Origin of the sequence: Roseobacter sp. (genome assembly GCF_039970775.1) — a bacterium.
GTDB lineage: Bacteria > Pseudomonadota > Alphaproteobacteria > Rhodobacterales > Rhodobacteraceae > Roseobacter.
In genome coordinates, this window is sequence record NZ_JBDVLG010000020.1 from 23,042 (window position 1) to 40,341 (window position 17,300).

The following is a 17,300-nucleotide window of genomic DNA, read 5'->3' on the forward strand; positions in this document are numbered from 1 at the left end:
CCGGACAAATTATTGAACAAGTGACAGCAGACACTGGTTGATCCACGGCGAATGACCGAAGGCCACGTAACTTACCAGTTTACAATTCAAGGACGAAGGTCATCTATTGCGGAAGCGTGTCAACGGCAGTGCTTCCGCTTTGGGCTGGCTGCGGCCATCTGCTTGGCTACTCCGAACAGCGGCACTGCCCGCGACCTGTGAGTTCATCTGACAGGCAGCGAAAGTCGGCTTCTGTTGCATCATCACTATTGTAACATGACGCAGGCTATCCCAGTGACGGCCCATCACGGGTCCGGTTTCGCTGCGGCGTTTGTTGCCTGTGATGCGTCCATTTGGGGCGATCTTCGCTGCTGACGAAGAGCTGCACACCTTCGCGATGCCGCGTCAGTGCGACATAGGCGAGGTGTTTGTCCATGGATCGTGAGCCAAGGACATAGGCTTGATCGACTGTTGCCCCTTGGGACTTGTGGATGGTCACCGCATAGCCATGGTCGAAGTGGCGGTAGCTGCGCGGGTCGAATGTGATGGTGGATTCATCCTCTCCGTCCAGCGTGACGGAAATTTTGCCGTCAGCGGCTTTGGCCACAGTGCCAAGCATGCCGTTTTTCACCCCAAGCTCTTTGTCATTGCGCATGAAGACGATCCGATCTTCTGCACCAAAGGCGCGTTTGCCTGTTTCGGTTTGCAGCAGGACGTCGCCCGCTTGCTGCTCCTCATCCCGTAGGGCGGTGCGGATTGCTTGGTTCAGGGCATGCACATCGCGCCGTTTATGCGCGAGAGCGAGGCGACCGCTTGCATCGTCTGAAAGCGCATCCATGGCGAACCGTTCTGCCAGCGCTTCAATCGCTTCATCCTGTTTGAGATGTTCGGAAACCGCGCCTGCCTGTCGGTAGGTCTCAACAGCTTTTGCCGTATCGCCCTGCGCTAGGTCCTGTGTCGCTGTGCGCTGCCAGTCTTGCGTTTGACGCCGCACTTCGGTCAGTTTTGCAGCACCACGCGCTTGCGTGACGTCCCTGAACGGCGTCCCTGCCTCAATCGGTTGCAATTGTTCGGGATCGCCGACCAGCACCAGTTTGGCTCCGATATCGTTGATCCTGGACGTGATCCGCGCCATTTGCCGCGTGCAGATCATGCCTGCCTCATCAATCACCAGCACGTCGCCCGCCTTGATCGGGGCGTGTCCGTTCTCCCATGACAATTCCAAAGACGCGAGCGTGCGGCTTTGAATGCCAGAGGCCTCCTGCAATCCATCCGCTGCTTTGCCCGCGAGGGCTGCGCCGTGAACGGTGACGCCTTGTTTGCGCCAAGCATCGGCGGCGGTTTCCAGCATGGTGCTTTTGCCAGCCCCCGCCAGACCAACCACATTGGCGAGCCGTTCTGGCCCGGTCACATGACGAATAGCGGCCTCTTGCTCTGCACTCAGCGCGCCGCCAAAGGCACGGCGCATGTCTCGGTTCTTGGCTGCCAGAGCCGAGCTAATGTGTGATGACGTTACCGGAGACGTCTTGCTTGTGCTGAGTGTCGCAGCCGATTGATGCAGTTCCGTCTCGGCTTTTTGATAGTCGCGCGTCGTATAGAGGGGTTGCTTGTCGCTCGACAGCCGAACAGCCTCAGGTGACTTTAATGCGCCGTCCACAATTTGGCTCAGGGTTTGCGGATCGTCGATCCAGCGCGACAGCGCCCGCAACGTGTCCGTCCGCGTAAAACCCGCACGCGTTTTGGACAGCGCGTCCAAAATCAGCGTTGGCTTGGCGATCAAACGCTCTCTTGTCAGCCCTGATGGCTCGGCCTTGATCTCCAGGCGGTGTTGCGAGGGCGTACGAGCGGGTGCGGGCATGAGTGCCCGGCGCTCGGCAAGGTGGCGATCAATCAAATCCTGTTGTGCCCGTCGCGCCGCTGCCTGCGTCGCAGCCGCCTGCCGCGCACAACGGTCGACATAAGCATCAAAACGCCCGGTCATCTTCATGAAAGCAAGCCGCAACCCTTTGGGCCTTTGCGCCAGCCGCGCGGCTTCATCCAGCCTTTGCTGTGAAACAAGGTCGGCCCGTTCGGCACGTTGCTGCGCGACCAATGCGGCAAGCGCTTTGGTTTTTACATCGGTTTGAGGTGGGGGAGCCTGCGCAGGCAATGTCTGTGCCAACGCCTGCGCCGCATCCACCGCAGGCAATTTCTCAATGTTGGTGATCTTCTGCGCCAGTGCCCTTGGCCTGACGCCACACCACCGCGATAGTGACCAGACCTTGCCATCGGCATCGACCGCCACCAGCCCGCGTCGATTTCCCCGGGCGAGGGCATATCCCTGATCGGCAAGTGCTGCTGCAAAGGCCTGCTGATTGTCTGCGCCATCCCAGCACGCCCGAAACATTTTCTTGAGCGCGACGGTATTCCGCTTGGCCCGTTTGGCTTGCCCGGCCTCGGCGTGGGTAAAGCGATTTGGGTCACGCTGCTGTCTATCGTCAAACCCGCGCGGCATGTCCCAGCTATGCTCCAGATACAGCTCGCGCGACACCGCCATCAGCTTGCGCTTGAAATGCGGCAATTGGATCGCCTTCATCTGGTCGCCATCAATGCGCGAATAGACCGCATGGGCATGCCGCCGCCCATTCTTTTCGTGGAACACCACGGCTTTGGGTTGCCCCGTCAATCCCAGCGCCGTCTCGGCTTTGGCAATGGCGTCCTCAAAGGCTTCGACGGACACAGATGCGTCCGGTGGCGGATTGAGCGATAGCGAGAACAGATATTTCTTACATTGGGTGGCCTGACTGATTGCCTCGGTTTCCTCAAATGCGCCCGCGAGATCATCGGCGAGAAACCCGTCGAGCAGATGCACCTGCACATGATCATTGTCGCGCATGTTCAACAAATGCCGCGCCAGTTCAGCACCGTAGCCGCGTGCATTGCCCTCAAGGATCATCGTGATTTGCCCAAAGCTTTGACAAGCAATGTGCGAATAGCCAGCAAATGGGCATTGGCTTCTGCAATATCCTCCTTTTCCTGTTCGCCAACGATCAACGCGCCAACATTGGCATGATAGGCAAGCTGGTTGAGATTGCTCGCCATCCGCGATTGTCCCAGCAAAGCCAATGCCTCCGCTGCCGCCTTCTTGTCCTCAACCGCATCCTTGGGCCGCCGCTTGCGCTTCGCTGCCTCAGCGCCGAACACACAAGCGCGCACATAGGCACTCAAGGTCATGCCCGCCGCCAGTTCTTCTAACCTCTTCCGTTCCTCCGCCGTAAGCCGCAATGTGAGCGGAGAGCGATCACGACGTTTGTCTGTCGTTACAACGGCAGCGGCAACGTCATTGAAACCCGCCGTTGCCTGTCCGGCCTTGGTGCCGACACCAGCGCTCATGGTTCAAGCCCCGGCAGATCAGTCGCAGGAGGCGAGGATTTATGCCCATCCGCATCAGCTGACGCGGCATCGGCAAAAGCGGCTAGCCTGTGAATAACGTCCGGCTCAGCCTTGAGAACCTCACTCCAGTTCTCTAATTCTTCAAGGACACGGACGCACTCAGATGGTTCTAGGTTGTTCCCCTCCGGTGCACCATAAACGGCCTTTGGGGCCGTCATCCGCCGACATCTTGAACAGTTGTTTTGGTATTGGGGGTCTGTCCCTAATTTTGGCGGTGTTGTACGGGGCCTATAATATCCTGTTTCCGGCAACACCACGCGCGGTCGGGTTGGGCGCGAGGTTGGCAATCGGATTTTTTCAGGGAATGGGCTGCGACCGGGTGCAGTCTATTGCGCAGGATACGCCTGCCGCCAGTGAGGTCCCAAGGCGACAGGCGCCGCCTTGGGGTCGTGTTTAGTGGGCGAACTTCTTGATTTCGCCAGACTTCAGACGTGCCGTATACGACTTCAGTTCTTCGCGCACGATTGACATCAGGAAGTACAGTGCGGTGATATTCACCACTGCCATCGCAAAGATCGCCGCATCTGAGAAGTCGATCACTGGGCCTAGGCTGGCCGCGGCGCCGATCACGATAAAGATGCAGAAGATCACCTTGAACGTCAGTTCAGAGGCTTTGCCTTCCCCAAATAGGTACGTCCATGCCTTGAGCCCGTAGTACGACCACGAGATCATCGTCGAGAAGGCAAAGAGCACAACCGCGATTGCCAGCACAAACGGGAACCAGCTGATCGAGCTGCCGAAGGCTGCCGATGTCAGTGCAACGCCGCCTGTACCGCCCACGGTCGCAATGGCCGAACCTGCTTCGTTCAGCACGTAAAGACCCGTTGCTTCGTCGAAGATCAACTGGCCGGAAATGGTGATCACAAGCGCCGTCATGGTGCAGATCACGACCGTATCGATCAGCGGTTCCAACAGGGATACAAACCCTTCGGTGATGGGTTCTTTGGTCCGCACAGCAGAGTGCGCGATGGCCGCAGAGCCAACGCCCGCTTCGTTGGAAAACGCCGCCCGTTTGAAGCCTTGGATCAACGCGCCGACAAAGCCGCCCGCAACACCCAAACCGGTAAACGCACCGGCAAAGATCTGACCAAAGGCCCAACCGATTTGGTCATAGTTGACGATCAGAATGATCAACGCCGCACCGACGTACAAGATACCCATGAACGGCACGATCTTTTCGGTCACTTTCGCGATGGATTTGATCCCACCGACGATAACGGCAAACACCACAGCGGCAAAGATAATGCCCGTGATCCAGCCAGGGTAATCGCCCGTGATTTGCGTGATCTGCGCATGTGCTTGGTTGGCTTGGAACATGTTCCCACCGCCCAGAGCGCCCAGAATACAGAAGATCGAGAACAAGATCGCCAAAAGACCACCACCAGGCAGCCCGCGCTCTTGAAACCCTTTTTTCATATAGTACATCGGGCCACCAGAGACGGTGCCGTCGGGGTATTCATTGCGATATTTCACGCCCAGCGTACATTCGGTGAACTTGGACGCCATGCCCAGCAGGCCCGCCAAGATCATCCAGAACGTAGCGCCCGGACCACCGATGCCAACCGCAACGGCCACACCGGCAATGTTACCCAAACCAACCGTGCCCGACAGCGCGGTGGCCAAGGCTTGGAAATGGCTGACTTCGCCGGCGTCGTCAGGGTCAGAATAATCCCCTTTGACCAAAGAAATCGCATGGCCAAAGTAGCGCAGCTGCACCACCGAGAAATAGATCGTAAAGATCGACGCGGCCACAACCAACCACAACACGATCCACGGGAAGCTGGTGCCGGGCAGGGGGGCGAAAATCAGGCTCACGAAGGGGCCCGTAAAATCCGCAAACACCGCGTTTACCCGTTGGTCGAGCGTTAGTGCCTCTTGTGCATATGCGGGCAGTGCGGCGCCCATGGCCGTCGCCGCGATGGCGCCTGTTTTTATCAATTTCATAGTGTCCATCCCCTTATCCAATGACCGTGACCGGTACAGTTGCGCTCATCACAAGATTGGCCGTTGAGCTGCCAAATATACGTTTGGTGATGCCGCCCTCGGATGACCGGCACACGATGATCTGGTGCCCGCCTTCTTTTTCGCAAATAGCGTTGAGCGTTTGGGCCACATCGCCGTGGCGCACAACACCGCGCGCCGCCATGCCTTTTTGCGTTAAGGCGTCGACGGCAGGGGTCACGATACGCTCCAGCGCGGTCGAGATCTCTTCTTCGCGGCGTTTGTGCCGTTCGGCGTTTTCTTCGGCCGTTTGGAACGAAAAGGGCGACCATTCGATGACATAGGCCACCAATAACTCGCAGTTTTCCAGACGCGTCGCGAGGTCGCTGGCAAAGTCTAGTGCGCGATCTCCCGATCCCGCCCCATCCAGGCCAATCACCAATTTAGTTGTCATTTCTTGTCCCCTTGGTTTTGTGTCGTGTTCTTATGGGACCATTTTCAACGTTAAGGTGTATTTAGCAAATGATTAATTCGTCCGCTGTTTTGAAATATTGCGTTAAGGAAGAACAATGACGGTTTTTTGATCCCGCAGCAGGCTTGCGGGGGGCTTTCGGTATTTACGCAAAAGGCCGCGCCATACCGGGATGTTTTGCAAACCGCAGCCTTAGGTGGGGGTCGCCCAAAGCCCTGCACGCGCGCCTTCGGTCAAAGCCAGCACCACATGATAGTGAAGACGGCTTAGCGCGTCGGGCCACAAAACCGCGCCGGTGTCGTCAAGATGGTTCACAAAGGCCGTCCGGTCCGCAAAATAGTGGCGAAACATCGACAGCGTCAGCCGGCGCGCATTGTCCGCATGGATCTTGTCAGTGGCCCGAACCGCATATGTTTTCAGCGCTTCGGTCTGGGGCCACAGCAAAAACCGGTCCTCGCGCCAATCTGCGTCTGCCGATACTGCATCAAAGGCAAGGCCCTGCATCACGCCCCCCTGCGCAAAGCCGTGATCATCGGCAAATGCTAACAAGCGCGCCGCAACTGCCGCCATATCCGGGTTACCGCCAAGGTCGACTTCACGCAGCAACAACCACGCCCATTCGCATTGGTGGCCGATCTCGCGGCGCTGCCCCGCGCGTCCGGGCAAGATGGACAAATCAGGGGCGATAAATTCGGTGATGGTGCCGCTGTCGGTGTCAAAGAAAAATTCCAGACCTTTCGCGCGCATGGTTTTGGCACGTTCCAACCACACTGCGTTTTGGGTCATTTCAAACGCCTGAAGGGTGGCTTCATAAAGATGCATATGCGGGTTTTGCGCCCGCGCAGGGGCCGCGTTGTCTGCGGGGTCATCCAGGCTGTCATGTTCCAGCAAAAGACCGGTGGCAGGGTCGATCAAGGTCGTTTCAATCGCGCACCAGATGGCCTCTAGTGCCGGGTCTGTCTGTTCGGATGGGTGCAGTTTGCCCCAGGTGGACAACCCCAAGATAATAAAGCTCTGATCATAGCTGGTCGCGTAATCATCTTCGGCGTTGCCGGTGGGTTGGCCGCTTTGGGTCACGCAGCGCCGGTATAAGCCCGAAGGTTTGCGAAAAGCCGCAAGCGCGTCGTGTGCAACGGCTGCCGCCGCAAGATGCGCAGGGTTGCCCGACAAGAGCGCAAGGTGCGAAAAGGTAAACAACAGCCGCGCTTGCGCCAGCACTGATTTGCGGGCGAGATCCGGTTGGCCGGTCTCGTCGAGCAGATCGAAATACCCCGGACCATCGGGGTCACGGGCACGTTCGACCCACGCGGGCAACAAATCGGACCAATACCAAGCGACCCAATCGCTCGCCTCCGCGCCGTCATGCGGTTGGTGTGTCAAAAGCGGTTGCGCGGCGGTGTTGGGGGTCATCACAGGATTTCACTCGTTTCAGGCTGTTTGTAGCTGGCGCGAGCGATACACAGAACGACACCGCTGGGCTAGGCTAAATCCGGGCCCGTCGCGCCCGTTCGGGCCGTATGCTAGATGTGGTTTGGCGTGTTTTCACGCCCGAATACAGACGCCCGCGCAACATCATAGGCAACAGCTATCGACAATAGAGGACACTGTGTTTTGATGGGAGGGACAAGCCGGTATATCATGGGCGTATATTGGCCTTGCAGATCGGAAGACGATATCCCTGATTTAGAAAAAATGGCGGAGAGACAGGGATTCGAACCCTGGGAACCCGTGAAGGCTCAACGGTTTTCGAGACCGCCCCGTTCGACCACTCCGGCACCTCTCCGCGGGGGTCTGGTGGGGCGCGTTTAGTCGGCTTTGGGCGCCCTGACAAGAGGCGAATGGCCTCTTGCGGTATCACACGAGAAATTTCATTGCCCCGTAACCCAAAAACCCTAACCTATGCACCTAGGACGAATGGTTCGGCGCAGAAACAAGGAGACCCCTATGGCCGCTTTCATGAAATACTGTGCGGGATGTGTGATCGCAACGCTGGTGATGCTTGCGGCGGTGGGACCTGTGCGCGCAACGGATCTGGACCGGCTCGACGCGTTTTTGGAAGTGACCGGGTTTGATGTGGCCTTGGACAGTATCAAACTATCGGCAGAAACCGCACCCAGCATGATTGGGTTGCAGGCTGACGATTTCGGCTCTGAGTGGACGCGGCTGGTTGAGGATGTGTTTGACACTGAACAAATGCACGCGATGGCGTTGGATATTTTATCGCAAACGTTGGACGATGATGTTTTGGTGCATGCGGTCGATTTTTATGCGTCGGATTTGGGGCAGCGGTTGGTGGCCTCAGAAAACGCATCGCACCTCGAAGAAGACGATGCGCTTAAGGACGAAGGCGGTGCGGCGATTGTCGCGGGGTTGGTGCAGATCGGATCGCCGCGTTTGGAAGAACTCAAGCGGCTGAATAGTGCCACAGGTTCACAAGATGCGGCGATCCGCGCCATTCAAGAGGTTCAGGTCAGGTTTTTGATGGCAGCCGCGGCAGCGGGGGTGATTGAGTTACAGATGGAAGAGGGTGATCTGCGAGAAAGGTTCAAATCCCAAGAGGGCGATCTGCGTCGCAGCATCCAGATCAGCGCCCTATCGAGCGCGGCCTTTACGTATCAGGCGTTTTCGGATGACGATGTGACGGCCTATGCGGATGCGCTGGAGCACCCCAAGATGCAAGAGGTCTACCAATTGATGAATGCGGTTCAGTTTGAGATCATGGCCAACCGGTATGAAGCCATCGCCGACCGGATGGGCCGGCTGCGCCCCAGTCAGGATCTATAGCAAATGCGTGGTTTCGTGCTGGGCTTGGCCATGTGTATGATGGCGCCCGTGGCTTGGGCTGACGCGCGTGTGACGGTGTTGATGGATGCATTGCGTGTGCCTGATCTGGTTGCCGCGTTGCGTGCCGAGGGGCTCGCCGATGCCGAGGCCCTGAATGCGGATATGTTAAGCGGACAGGGTGGTGCTTTTTGGCACGAGCAGGTGTCGCGCCTTTACGACGCAGGCCCGATTGAGGACGCCTTTTATCATGCGCTCAAAGGTGGCATGTCGGATGGCGCCTTGGACGTGACCTTGCAATTCTTCGACAGTTTCCGGGGCGCGCGCATCACCGACCTAGAGGCGGCCGCCCGCGCCGCCATGATGGATGGGGCCGTGGAAGACGCCGCAGCAGAGGCCTTTGCCAACCTTCCGGGTGACGACCCCGCGGTGCAGCTTGTGAACAGGTTTATTGCCGTGAACGACCTGCTGGAGCTAAACGTGGCGCTGACCATGAGCACCAGTTACCAGTTTTCGCGCGGGTTGGTGGATGGCGGGTTGGTGCAGATGTCCGAGCCCGAGATACTGAACGATGTCTGGGCCTCTGAAGACACCGTGCGGGCCAGCTCTGAGCGTTGGTTGCACGGGTATTTTCTACTGGCGCAGCAACCGCTGGACCACGCCGACCACGCGGCATATGTGGAGTTTGCGCAATCGCCTGCAGGTCGCGCGCTGAATGCGGCCCTGTTTGCCGGGTACGAAACCGTGTTTGCGGATATTGCCTACGGGCTGGGGCGCGCGGTCGCGATGAATGCCCGTGGCAATGATATCTGATACGGGGTTGAGGCTTGACATAACTGGCGCGCTGGTGCATTGCGCAGCTTCATGAATGAGGTCCGGACTGCCGGGCCTTGTTGTCTTTAGCACAACACCCTGATTGGGGTGCGCTGTCCGAGGTGGCCGTTTGGCCAAAACACCCGCCTGTCGGGGGCCGCAGGACGCGAAGAATACGAAGGAAACGCGATGTTTGCAGTCCTCAAGACTGGCGGCAAGCAGTACAAGGTTCAATCCGGCGATACGCTGCGTGTTGAAAAACTGGCTGCCGATGCGGGTGAAACCGTGCAATTCAATGAAATTCTGATGCTGGGTGGCGACGAGACTGTCGTTGGCGCACCTTTCGTCAAAGACGCGGGCGTTCAGGCCGAGGTCGTGGATCAGGTCAAAGGCGAGAAAGTTATCAACTTCGTCAAGCGCCGTCGGAAACACTCCTCCAAGCGCACCAAGGGTCACCGTCAAAAGCTGACTTTGATCAAGGTCACCGATATTCTCGCCTCGGGCGCGGATAAATCGGGTGTCAAAGCCGCAATGGGCGCAGGGTCTGTGTCTTCCAAAGCGGTTGAAGCGGCGGCTCCTAAGAAAGCGGCCCCCAAGAAAGCCGCTCCAAAAGCAGCAGCCCCAAAGGCTGACGCTGGCGCGGACGACTTGAAAAAGCTATCTGGTGTCGGCCCGGCGCTTGAGAAAAAACTGATCGAAGGCGGCGTGACCACCTTTGCACAGATCGCAGCATGGACCGACGCGGACGTTGCTGATATGGACGAGAAACTGTCATTCAAAGGCCGGATCGAGCGTGAAGGCTGGATCGAACAGGCCAAAGAACTGGCTAAAGGCTAAGGAGAGACCAAATGGCACATAAAAAAGCAGGTGGTTCATCCCGTAACGGCCGCGACTCAGCGGGTCGCCGTCTTGGTGTGAAAAAATACGGTGGCGAAGCCGTCATCCCCGGAAACATCATCGTGCGTCAGCGCGGGACCAAGTTTTGGCCAGCGGCCGGTGTTGGCATGGGCAAAGATCACACGATCTTTGCAACTGTTGACGGCGCTGTGACGTTCCATAAGGGTCTTAAAAACCGTACGTTTATTTCGGTTCTCCCGGCGGCGGAGGCCGCTGAATAAGCCCTTTCCCAAGGACATGACACATTCAGGGGGATCGGCGACACCGCCGGTCCCCTTTTTATATTTATGCTACATTTCCGTGTTAGGCCCAGACGATGTCAGAATGCATCCAGACCAGACGGCTCGTGCTGCGCCCCTTTCGGGACGCGGATGCTGGGCGTGTGGCTGCGTTGATTGGCGACGTGTCGGTGTCTCGCTGGTTAACAAGCGTGCCGCACCCTTATACGCCAGACAACGCCCGTGCTTTTTTCGCCCGACATGCAGATCAAGACATGGTGTTTGCGGTCACGTCGGAAAACGACGGCCTGATCGGAGGCTGCACGATCGGTGCAGAGCTGGGGTATTGGTTGGGGCAGCCGCATTGGGGGTTGGGATACGCGTTTGAAGCCGCAACAGCGGTTGTTGCGCACCATTTCGGCAGGTCACAGGCGGCTCTGCGATCAGGTTATATGTTGGGTAATCAGGCCTCTGCACGCGTTTTGTCGAAACTGGGGTTTGTCCCCACGCAGATCGATTTGGCCCAATGCCAGGCCACACAAACAGCCGTGACAGTGCAAAAAGTCGAGCTAACCCATGCCGCATGGCAGGGTGCAACATGAGCGTCGCTGTCACCAGTTTGGTCGTGTTCGCCGCCTCGCAGATCGGCACGCCGGGGCCTGCGGGCATGGCATTAATGAGCGCCGCTGCACGCCACGGCGTCCGGGCGACGCTGCCGTTTCTGGGTGGTGTTATCCTAAGCAAACAATTGGTGATTTGGCCAATGGGGTTTGGCCTGATGCAATTGGCCAATGACGCCCCTTGGCTGTTCGAGACCCTGAAATACGTCTCGGCGGCGTATATTATGTGGCTGGCTTGGCGGGTCGCCCATATACGGTTGGGGGCCGCGGCACAGGTCAGCGATGCCCCCGGTTTTGTCGCGGGGCTGATGGTGCATCCGGTGAACCCCAAAGCCTGGGCAATGATCATCGGCGGGTTCACCGCGTTTGTTGGCCCGGGCACGCCGACCCTTGAGGCAACCGCGACGATAGCGGCTGTGATGCTGGGCTGCCAGATGGTGCTACATCCGCTTTGGACACTTGCGGGTGAGGCGATCGCGCGCACGGTGGCAGGGAGGGCTCTTGAACCTTATCTAATGTGGACACTCGCGACGCTGACCGTCGCATCGGTGTTGTTCGTACTGTTCGGAGGAGGGATATGACGATGGAAATGGGAAAGATCGCAGTACAACCCACTGTGGAAACCGACCGGTTTGTTTTGCGCCCCTTGCGCAAATCGGACATGGGGTTGATCGAATTATATGGTGGTGACAGGCGCTTGGCGCGGATGACCACGTCTATTCCGCACCCAATCCCCCCCGGCATGACCGAAGCCTTTGTGACCCGTGCTTTGGCCGATGACCGCGACGAAGACGTCTGGGCGATGGATGGCACATTGTCTGACGGAACAGAACTCATGGGCGTTATTTCATTGACCCGGCTGGATCGTGATCAATCCGAAGTGGGCTATTGGGTCGCGCCGCCAGATTGGAACACAGGCCTGGCATCTGACGCCGTACAGGCGCTGGTCGAGGCCAATCCTTTGAAAAACAAGACAATGTTTGCCAGCGTATTTCAAGATAACCCGGCTTCGGCGCGGGTGTTGACCCATTGCGGGTTCGAATACCTTGGCGATGCCGAAAGTTTCAGTCTGGCGCGTGATACCACCGTGCCCACCTGGACTTATTTACGAAAACTGTGATTGAGGCCGCGTACGCCGCGCGCTAGGAAGCCCCCATGAAATTTCTAGATCTATGTAAAGTCTATATCCGTTCTGGTGCGGGGGGCGGTGGCTGTGTCAGCTTCCGGCGCGAGAAATACATCGAATACGGTGGCCCTGATGGGGGCGACGGTGGCACCGGTGGGTCGGTCTGGGCCGAAGCGGTCGAAGGCCTGAATACGTTGATCGATTTCCGCTATCAGCAGCATTTCTTCGCCAAAAACGGCATTCCAGGCATGGGGCGCCAGCGTACCGGTGCCGATGGGGATGACATCATTCTTCGGGTGCCCGTGGGCACGGAAATCTTGGACGAAGACCAAGAAACCGTGATCACCGATCTGACCGAAGTCGGCCAGCGCGTGCAATTGGCACGGGGCGGCAACGGCGGTTTTGGCAACCTACATTTCAAATCGGCGACCAACCAAGCCCCGCGCCGGGCCAACCCCGGCCAAGACGGGGTCGAACGGACGCTGTGGCTGCGGCTAAAACTCATCGCGGATGTGGGGTTGTTGGGGTTGCCCAATGCGGGCAAATCGACGTTTTTGGCTGCCACATCGAATGCGCGCCCGAAAATCGCGGATTATCCGTTTACAACGCTGCACCCCAATCTGGGTGTTGTTGGGGTCGATAATACCGAATTTGTGGTGGCGGACATCCCCGGCCTGATCGAGGGCGCATCAGATGGGCGCGGGTTGGGTGATCTGTTTTTGGGGCATGTGGAACGCTGCGCGGTCTTGTTGCACCTGATCGATGGCACATCCGACACCGTCGCCGAAGATTACCAGACCATTATCACCGAACTGGACGCTTATGGCGGTGGGTTGGCGGAAAAGCCGCGTGTGACGGTGCTCAACAAGATCGATGCGCTCGATGATGAGGAACGTGTTGCGGCGCGCGAGGCATTAGAAGCCGCCGTTGGTGGCCCGGTGATGATGATGTCAGGGGTCGCGCGCGAAGGTGTCACAGAGGTCTTGCGGTCTTTGCGCGGTCAGATTGACGACGACCGTCTGCGTCACAAACCTGCGGTGGAGGAAGAACCGTGGCGTCCCTGACGGCTGCCCGGCGGGTCGTTGTCAAAATCGGCTCGGCGCTGTTGGTGGATCGCGATGCGGGTCGGGTGCGGGCCGATTGGTTGGCGTCTTTGGCGGCGGATATCGCGTGGCTCAAGGCGCGGCAGGTTGATGTGGTGTTGGTGTCGTCGGGGTCCATCGCGCTGGGGCGCGAGGTGCTGGGATTGCCCGCGCTTGAATTGCAGTTGGAACAATCGCAAGCGGCGGCGGCGGTAGGGCAGATCCGGTTGGCGCGTGCCTACGAAGAGGTACTGGCCCCGCATAAAATCACCACAGCGCAAGTGCTTGTCACCCTTGAGGACAGCACCGACCGACGGCGGTACCTAAACAGTCGCGCGACGTTGGAACAGTTGTTGTCGTTGGGTGTGGTACCGATTGTGAATGAAAATGACACCATCGCCACAGATGAAATACGGTTTGGCGACAACGACCGCCTTGCGGCCCAAATTGCGGTGACCGTGGGGGCGGATCAGTTGATTTTGCTGTCGGATGTGGATGGGTTTTATTCGGCCAATCCTGCCGATGACCCGCAGGCGCGCCGGTTTGACGTGATCGATCAGATCACCAGCGACATCGAAGCCATGGCCGGTGACGCCGGGTCTCAATTGTCCAAGGGCGGCATGAAAACCAAACTGATGGCGGCTAAAACCGCGACGGCTGCGGGCTGTGCGATGGCGATCACCGAAGGGTCCCCGTTGAACCCGCTGCGCCAGTTGCAAGACGGCGCGCCTGCCACGTGGTTCACGGCCCAGACGGACCCGCAGACCGCGCGAAAAGGGTGGATCGCCGCGATCAAACCGCGCGGAACCGTGACGTTAGACGCAGGCGCAGTGGCCGCGTTGCAATCGGGCAAAAGCCTGCTGCCTGCGGGCGTGCGCGCGGTATCAGGTAACTTTCAGCGCGGCGATGCCATCGCAATTGCGGACCCGACCGGCCATGTGTTGGGCCACGGGCTAAGCCGGTATACCGCTGTCGAAGCACGCACGATCCAAGGCTGCCAGTCCGGCGATATCGAAGGGTTGCTGGGGTATCCCGGTCGGGCCGCTTTAATCCACCGCGATGATATGGCAGTATGATGCGCATTATTTTCTTATCCCCCGTAGCGTCCTGACAAGAGGTCCGACCCATGAAAGATTTTGAGTCAATCGAACAGCTGATGGCCGATATTGGCGCGCGCGCAAAACAAGCCGCCGCAGTTTTGGCCGCGGCCAGCGCTGAAAGCAAACAGGCAGCCCTGATTGCAGCTGCGGATCATGTCTGGGCCGACCGCGCCGCCATTCTGGAGGCCAACGTCAAAGATCTGGAGTATGGCCGCCAAAAGGGGCTGTCGGATGCGATGATGGACCGTCTTGCGCTAGATGAGGACCGTCTGCGCGGGGTCACCGACGGGCTGCGCGCGATTGCAGACCAAACCGATCCTGTCGGCGAGGTGATCGCGGATTGGACGCAACCAAACGGTCTGCATATCCAACGGGTGCGCACGCCGCTTGGCGTCATTGGCGTGATCTACGAGAGCCGCCCCAACGTGACGGCGGATGCGGGTGCGTTGTGCCTGAAGGCGGGCAACGCTGTGATTTTGCGCGGTGGCTCGGAGAGCTTTCATTCCTCCACTGCGCTGCATGCGGCGCTCGTCAAAGGGCTGCGCGATGCGGGGCTGCCGGAAGATGCCATTCAACTGGTACCAACACGTGATCGCGAAGCGGTTGCTCAAATGCTGACGATGACGGACACGATTGACGTTATCGTGCCGCGCGGAGGCAAGGGGTTGGTCGGGTTGGTGCAAAGCAAGGCGCGGGTGCCGGTTTTTGCGCATCTCGAAGGCATTGTGCACATCTATATCGACAAGGCGGCAGACCCTGAGACCGTGCTGAAGGTTGTGTTAAACGCCAAAACCCGGCGGACCGGAATTTGCGGTGCCGCGGAATGCTTGCTGATCCACGAAGATCTGGCCGGGACGGTTGGGCGCGGGGTGATCAGCGCGCTGGTCGCGTCCGGTGTGGAAGTGCGCACCGATGCGACCCTGTCGCGGATCGACGGCACGGTGCCCGCGCAAAGCGACGATTGGGGGCGCGAATATCTCGATATGATCATTGCCGCGCGGACGGTCCCGGATTTGGATGGGGCGATCGATCACATCCGCCGCTTTGGATCCAGCCACACGGATTGTGTGTTGACCGAAGACCCCGATGTGGCGGCACGGTTCATGAACGAGCTTGATTCCGCGATTTTGATGCACAACGCCTCGACCCAGTTTGCGGATGGGGGCGAGTTTGGCATGGGTGCAGAGATTGGCATTGCCACGGGCAAAATGCATGCCCGCGGGCCTGTTGGTGCTGCACAACTGACCAGCTTTAAGTATCTGGTCAGAGGGCAGGGGACTGTGCGCTCTTAGAAGCGCAGTTTCACGTAGGTGTCTGATATCTCTGTGATGACGCGCCGTCCGCCATCATTGGCCACGACGGGCAGCAGGGCAAACTGAACCTGCGCCGGTCGCAGGTCATCGGGTGTGTCGCGGGTGGCTAGAACGTTCCACAATGCCTCGTCGACATTGAGCTTGTCGGCCTGACCGTGCAGCAGCCAAAGATCGTCTTCGCGGCTAACCTCGATGCGGCCGCCATATGGCATCGCATTTTCGAGACATTGCAGGGCCAGAAACACCATGCGGACTTCTTCGCGTGGTTGCGGGTCAATGGGGCCCCATGCCACGGTCAGCCGCCCACCTTCCATTAGGTCATCAAGGATCGATGTGACCTCGGCGCGGCCCATCATCTGTTCGCCGGTGGCACCAAAAGCGATGCGAAAAAACCGGATGCGGGCGCTGGCATTACCAACGCTTTCCTGTATCAGATCTATCTCGGGGCCGGGCGTTCCGCCGGACATGCCGAGCAATTCTAGCCCATTGTTGATAGCACCGATGGGCGATATCAAATCGTGGCAGATGCGGCTGCCGATCAGTGCGGCAAGGTTAACTGTGCTGTGGCCCATCTACTGTCTCCTGCGGGGAAAGGCTGATATGGAAGATTTAAACGCGATCCTGTCACCCGGTATGCGTGTCCGGCATCCAGGCCAGCCCGATTGGGGGACTGGGCAAGTGCAAAGTAACGTAAGTGCCCGCGTCACCGTGAATTTTCGGGACGTAGGTAAGGTTGTCATTGATAGCACCCGTGTTGGTTTAATCCCTTTATTTGATGAATGAAGAACCTTGCCAAATGGTTAACGCACACGTTGAGATTGTAAACTCTGACGGGCTGTTGCGTTGCACGCAGAGCGTCCCTTTATTAAGACAGTGACAGATTTCACACCAAGACGGAAGGCCCAAGCCACGATGGACCCTCAACCCGAACCTTCCTTCTCGGTTAGGCTTGCGCAAACCTCCCAAGACCTGACGGCGGCGCAACGGCTGCGGTATGAGGTGTTTGTCCAGGAACTGGGCGGTGGTGGGGCGCTGGTTGATCACGGCGCCCGATTGGAAAAGGACCGGTTTGACCCGTTTTTTGACCATCTGTTGTTGTGGGATAATGCACAAAATCGGGTGGCTGGTGTGTACCGGTTGATGCGATCAGATCAGGCGCGCGCTGCGGGGCAGTTTTATTCGGCCGATGAATATGACCTGTCTGTGCTGCAGGGGTCAGGCAGGCGTTTGTTGGAACTGGGCCGATCCTGCGTGCATCAGGACTATCGCGGCGGCATGGCGATGTATCATCTGTGGAGCGGTTTGTCGCGCTACATCGCCACCCATAACATCGAGATTTTGTTCGGTGTCGCCAGCTTTCACGGCACCGATATTGCGGCGATTTCAGAGGCGTTGTCTTTGCTACACCACCGGCACTTGGCGCCCAGCGACCTTCGGGTGCGCGCGCAGCCATCGGCGTTTCAGCGCATGGATTTGGTGGCCAAAGAAGCGCTGGATGCGCGCGCGGCCATGTTGCGCGTGCCTGC

General features: G+C 58.5%; 18 protein-coding genes and 1 tRNA gene. 12 read left to right on the forward strand and 7 right to left on the reverse strand.

The genetic code is table 11. From position 1 onward, the window contains the following. Window positions 1-265: 265 nt before the first annotated feature. From ABJH13_RS04230 to ABJH13_RS04255, 6 genes are all read right to left on the reverse strand, one after another. The gene (locus tag ABJH13_RS04230) at window positions 266-2,914 is read right to left on the reverse strand and encodes an AAA family ATPase (protein ID WP_348404970.1); all 2,649 of its coding nucleotides are present in this window, start codon (window positions 2,912-2,914) and stop codon (window positions 266-268) included. Beyond that, on the reverse strand, window positions 2,911-3,351 hold the full coding sequence (locus ABJH13_RS04235; protein WP_348404971.1) for a hypothetical protein: 441 nt from the start codon (window positions 3,349-3,351) through the stop codon (window positions 2,911-2,913). Before ABJH13_RS04235 ends, ABJH13_RS04230 begins: the two co-directional genes overlap by 4 nt. A gap of 453 nt (window positions 3,352-3,804) precedes the next feature. Beyond that, window positions 3,805-5,355: an alanine/glycine:cation symporter family protein gene (locus tag ABJH13_RS04240; RefSeq protein WP_348404972.1), complete on the reverse strand. Its 1,551-nt coding sequence runs from the start codon at window positions 5,353-5,355 to the stop codon at window positions 3,805-3,807. Window positions 5,356-5,368: 13 nt separating this feature from the next. Then, on the reverse strand, window positions 5,369-5,806 hold the full coding sequence (locus tag ABJH13_RS04245) for a universal stress protein (RefSeq protein WP_348404973.1): 438 nt from the start codon (window positions 5,804-5,806) through the stop codon (window positions 5,369-5,371). A gap of 210 nt (window positions 5,807-6,016) precedes the next feature. Then, window positions 6,017-7,234 carry an AGE family epimerase/isomerase gene (locus ABJH13_RS04250; protein ID WP_348404974.1) on the reverse strand — a complete coding sequence of 406 codons (1,218 nt, stop codon included), beginning with the start codon at window positions 7,232-7,234 and terminating at the stop codon, window positions 6,017-6,019. A gap of 283 nt (window positions 7,235-7,517) precedes the next feature. After that, a tRNA-Ser gene (locus tag ABJH13_RS04255) sits at window positions 7,518-7,607 on the reverse strand. A gap of 161 nt (window positions 7,608-7,768) precedes the next feature. On the opposite strand from ABJH13_RS04255, the gene ABJH13_RS04260 reads away from it, so the two are divergent. The 10 genes from ABJH13_RS04260 (at window position 7,769) to ABJH13_RS04305 (ending at window position 15,753) form a co-directional block, all read left to right on the forward strand. After that, window positions 7,769-8,608, forward strand: a complete 840-nt coding sequence (locus tag ABJH13_RS04260; RefSeq protein ID WP_348404975.1) for a DUF2059 domain-containing protein — start codon at window positions 7,769-7,771, stop codon at window positions 8,606-8,608. A gap of 3 nt (window positions 8,609-8,611) precedes the next feature. Continuing rightward, window positions 8,612-9,418 (forward strand): hypothetical protein, encoded by an 807-nt coding sequence (locus tag ABJH13_RS04265; protein ID WP_348404976.1) that lies wholly within the window; start codon window positions 8,612-8,614, stop codon window positions 9,416-9,418. 189 nt (window positions 9,419-9,607) lie between these two features. Further along, window positions 9,608-10,255 (forward strand): 50S ribosomal protein L21, encoded by a 648-nt coding sequence (locus tag ABJH13_RS04270; RefSeq protein WP_348404977.1) that lies wholly within the window; start codon window positions 9,608-9,610, stop codon window positions 10,253-10,255. An 11-nt stretch (window positions 10,256-10,266) separates the two neighbouring features. Next, window positions 10,267-10,536, forward strand: coding sequence for a 50S ribosomal protein L27 (gene rpmA / locus ABJH13_RS04275; protein ID WP_348404978.1), 270 nt, complete (start codon window positions 10,267-10,269; stop codon window positions 10,534-10,536). A 95-nt stretch (window positions 10,537-10,631) separates the two neighbouring features. Beyond that, window positions 10,632-11,135, forward strand: coding sequence for a GNAT family N-acetyltransferase (locus ABJH13_RS04280; RefSeq protein WP_348404979.1), 504 nt, complete (start codon window positions 10,632-10,634; stop codon window positions 11,133-11,135). Further along, window positions 11,132-11,734, forward strand: a complete 603-nt coding sequence (locus tag ABJH13_RS04285) for a LysE family transporter (protein ID WP_348404980.1) — start codon at window positions 11,132-11,134, stop codon at window positions 11,732-11,734. Before ABJH13_RS04280 ends, ABJH13_RS04285 begins: the two co-directional genes overlap by 4 nt. Window positions 11,735-11,736: 2 nt before the next feature. Further along, window positions 11,737-12,273: a GNAT family N-acetyltransferase gene (locus ABJH13_RS04290; RefSeq protein ID WP_348404987.1), complete on the forward strand. Its 537-nt coding sequence runs from the start codon at window positions 11,737-11,739 to the stop codon at window positions 12,271-12,273. Window positions 12,274-12,308: 35 nt separating this feature from the next. Beyond that, window positions 12,309-13,343: a GTPase ObgE gene (gene obgE / locus ABJH13_RS04295; protein WP_348404981.1), complete on the forward strand. Its 1,035-nt coding sequence runs from the start codon at window positions 12,309-12,311 to the stop codon at window positions 13,341-13,343. Further along, window positions 13,331-14,437, forward strand: a complete 1,107-nt coding sequence (gene proB, locus ABJH13_RS04300; RefSeq protein WP_348404982.1) for a glutamate 5-kinase — start codon at window positions 13,331-13,333, stop codon at window positions 14,435-14,437. The genes obgE and proB overlap by 13 nt, the downstream gene beginning before the upstream one ends. Window positions 14,438-14,487: 50 nt before the next feature. After that, window positions 14,488-15,753 carry a glutamate-5-semialdehyde dehydrogenase gene (locus tag ABJH13_RS04305; RefSeq protein ID WP_348404983.1) on the forward strand — a complete coding sequence of 422 codons (1,266 nt, stop codon included), beginning with the start codon at window positions 14,488-14,490 and terminating at the stop codon, window positions 15,751-15,753. Here ABJH13_RS04305 and ABJH13_RS04310 read toward each other — a convergent pair. Next, on the reverse strand, window positions 15,750-16,346 hold the full coding sequence (locus ABJH13_RS04310) for a histidine phosphotransferase family protein (RefSeq protein ID WP_348404984.1): 597 nt from the start codon (window positions 16,344-16,346) through the stop codon (window positions 15,750-15,752). The genes ABJH13_RS04305 and ABJH13_RS04310 overlap by 4 nt on opposite strands. Before the next feature lie 28 nt (window positions 16,347-16,374). On the opposite strand from ABJH13_RS04310, the gene ABJH13_RS04315 reads away from it, so the two are divergent. Together ABJH13_RS04315 and ABJH13_RS04320 are read left to right on the forward strand one after the other, a co-directional pair. Next, window positions 16,375-16,557, forward strand: a complete 183-nt coding sequence (locus tag ABJH13_RS04315; protein ID WP_348404985.1) for a DUF3553 domain-containing protein — start codon at window positions 16,375-16,377, stop codon at window positions 16,555-16,557. 129 nt (window positions 16,558-16,686) lie between these two features. Beyond that, a partial coding sequence (locus tag ABJH13_RS04320) for a GNAT family N-acetyltransferase (protein WP_348404986.1) occupies window positions 16,687-17,300 on the forward strand: 614 nt, incomplete at its 3' end.

Coding starts and splice junctions, on each gene's coding strand:
- ABJH13_RS04230 (WP_348404970.1), bottom strand. CDS start 2,914: ATGATCCTTGAGGGCAATGCACGCGGCTACGGTGCTGAACTGGCGCGG.
- ABJH13_RS04235 (WP_348404971.1), bottom strand. CDS start 3,351: ATGAGCGCTGGTGTCGGCACCAAGGCCGGACAGGCAACGGCGGGTTTC.
- ABJH13_RS04240 (WP_348404972.1), bottom strand. CDS start 5,355: ATGAAATTGATAAAAACAGGCGCCATCGCGGCGACGGCCATGGGCGCC.
- ABJH13_RS04245 (WP_348404973.1), bottom strand. CDS start 5,806: ATGACAACTAAATTGGTGATTGGCCTGGATGGGGCGGGATCGGGAGAT.
- ABJH13_RS04250 (WP_348404974.1), bottom strand. CDS start 7,234: ATGACCCCCAACACCGCCGCGCAACCGCTTTTGACACACCAACCGCAT.
- ABJH13_RS04260 (WP_348404975.1), top strand. CDS start 7,769: ATGGCCGCTTTCATGAAATACTGTGCGGGATGTGTGATCGCAACGCTG.
- ABJH13_RS04265 (WP_348404976.1), top strand. CDS start 8,612: ATGCGTGGTTTCGTGCTGGGCTTGGCCATGTGTATGATGGCGCCCGTG.
- ABJH13_RS04270 (WP_348404977.1), top strand. CDS start 9,608: ATGTTTGCAGTCCTCAAGACTGGCGGCAAGCAGTACAAGGTTCAATCC.
- rpmA (WP_348404978.1), top strand. CDS start 10,267: ATGGCACATAAAAAAGCAGGTGGTTCATCCCGTAACGGCCGCGACTCA.
- ABJH13_RS04280 (WP_348404979.1), top strand. CDS start 10,632: ATGTCAGAATGCATCCAGACCAGACGGCTCGTGCTGCGCCCCTTTCGG.
- ABJH13_RS04285 (WP_348404980.1), top strand. CDS start 11,132: ATGAGCGTCGCTGTCACCAGTTTGGTCGTGTTCGCCGCCTCGCAGATC.
- ABJH13_RS04290 (WP_348404987.1), top strand. CDS start 11,737: ATGGAAATGGGAAAGATCGCAGTACAACCCACTGTGGAAACCGACCGG.
- obgE (WP_348404981.1), top strand. CDS start 12,309: ATGAAATTTCTAGATCTATGTAAAGTCTATATCCGTTCTGGTGCGGGG.
- ABJH13_RS04305 (WP_348404983.1), top strand. CDS start 14,488: ATGAAAGATTTTGAGTCAATCGAACAGCTGATGGCCGATATTGGCGCG.
- ABJH13_RS04310 (WP_348404984.1), bottom strand. CDS start 16,346: ATGGGCCACAGCACAGTTAACCTTGCCGCACTGATCGGCAGCCGCATC.
- ABJH13_RS04315 (WP_348404985.1), top strand. CDS start 16,375: ATGGAAGATTTAAACGCGATCCTGTCACCCGGTATGCGTGTCCGGCAT.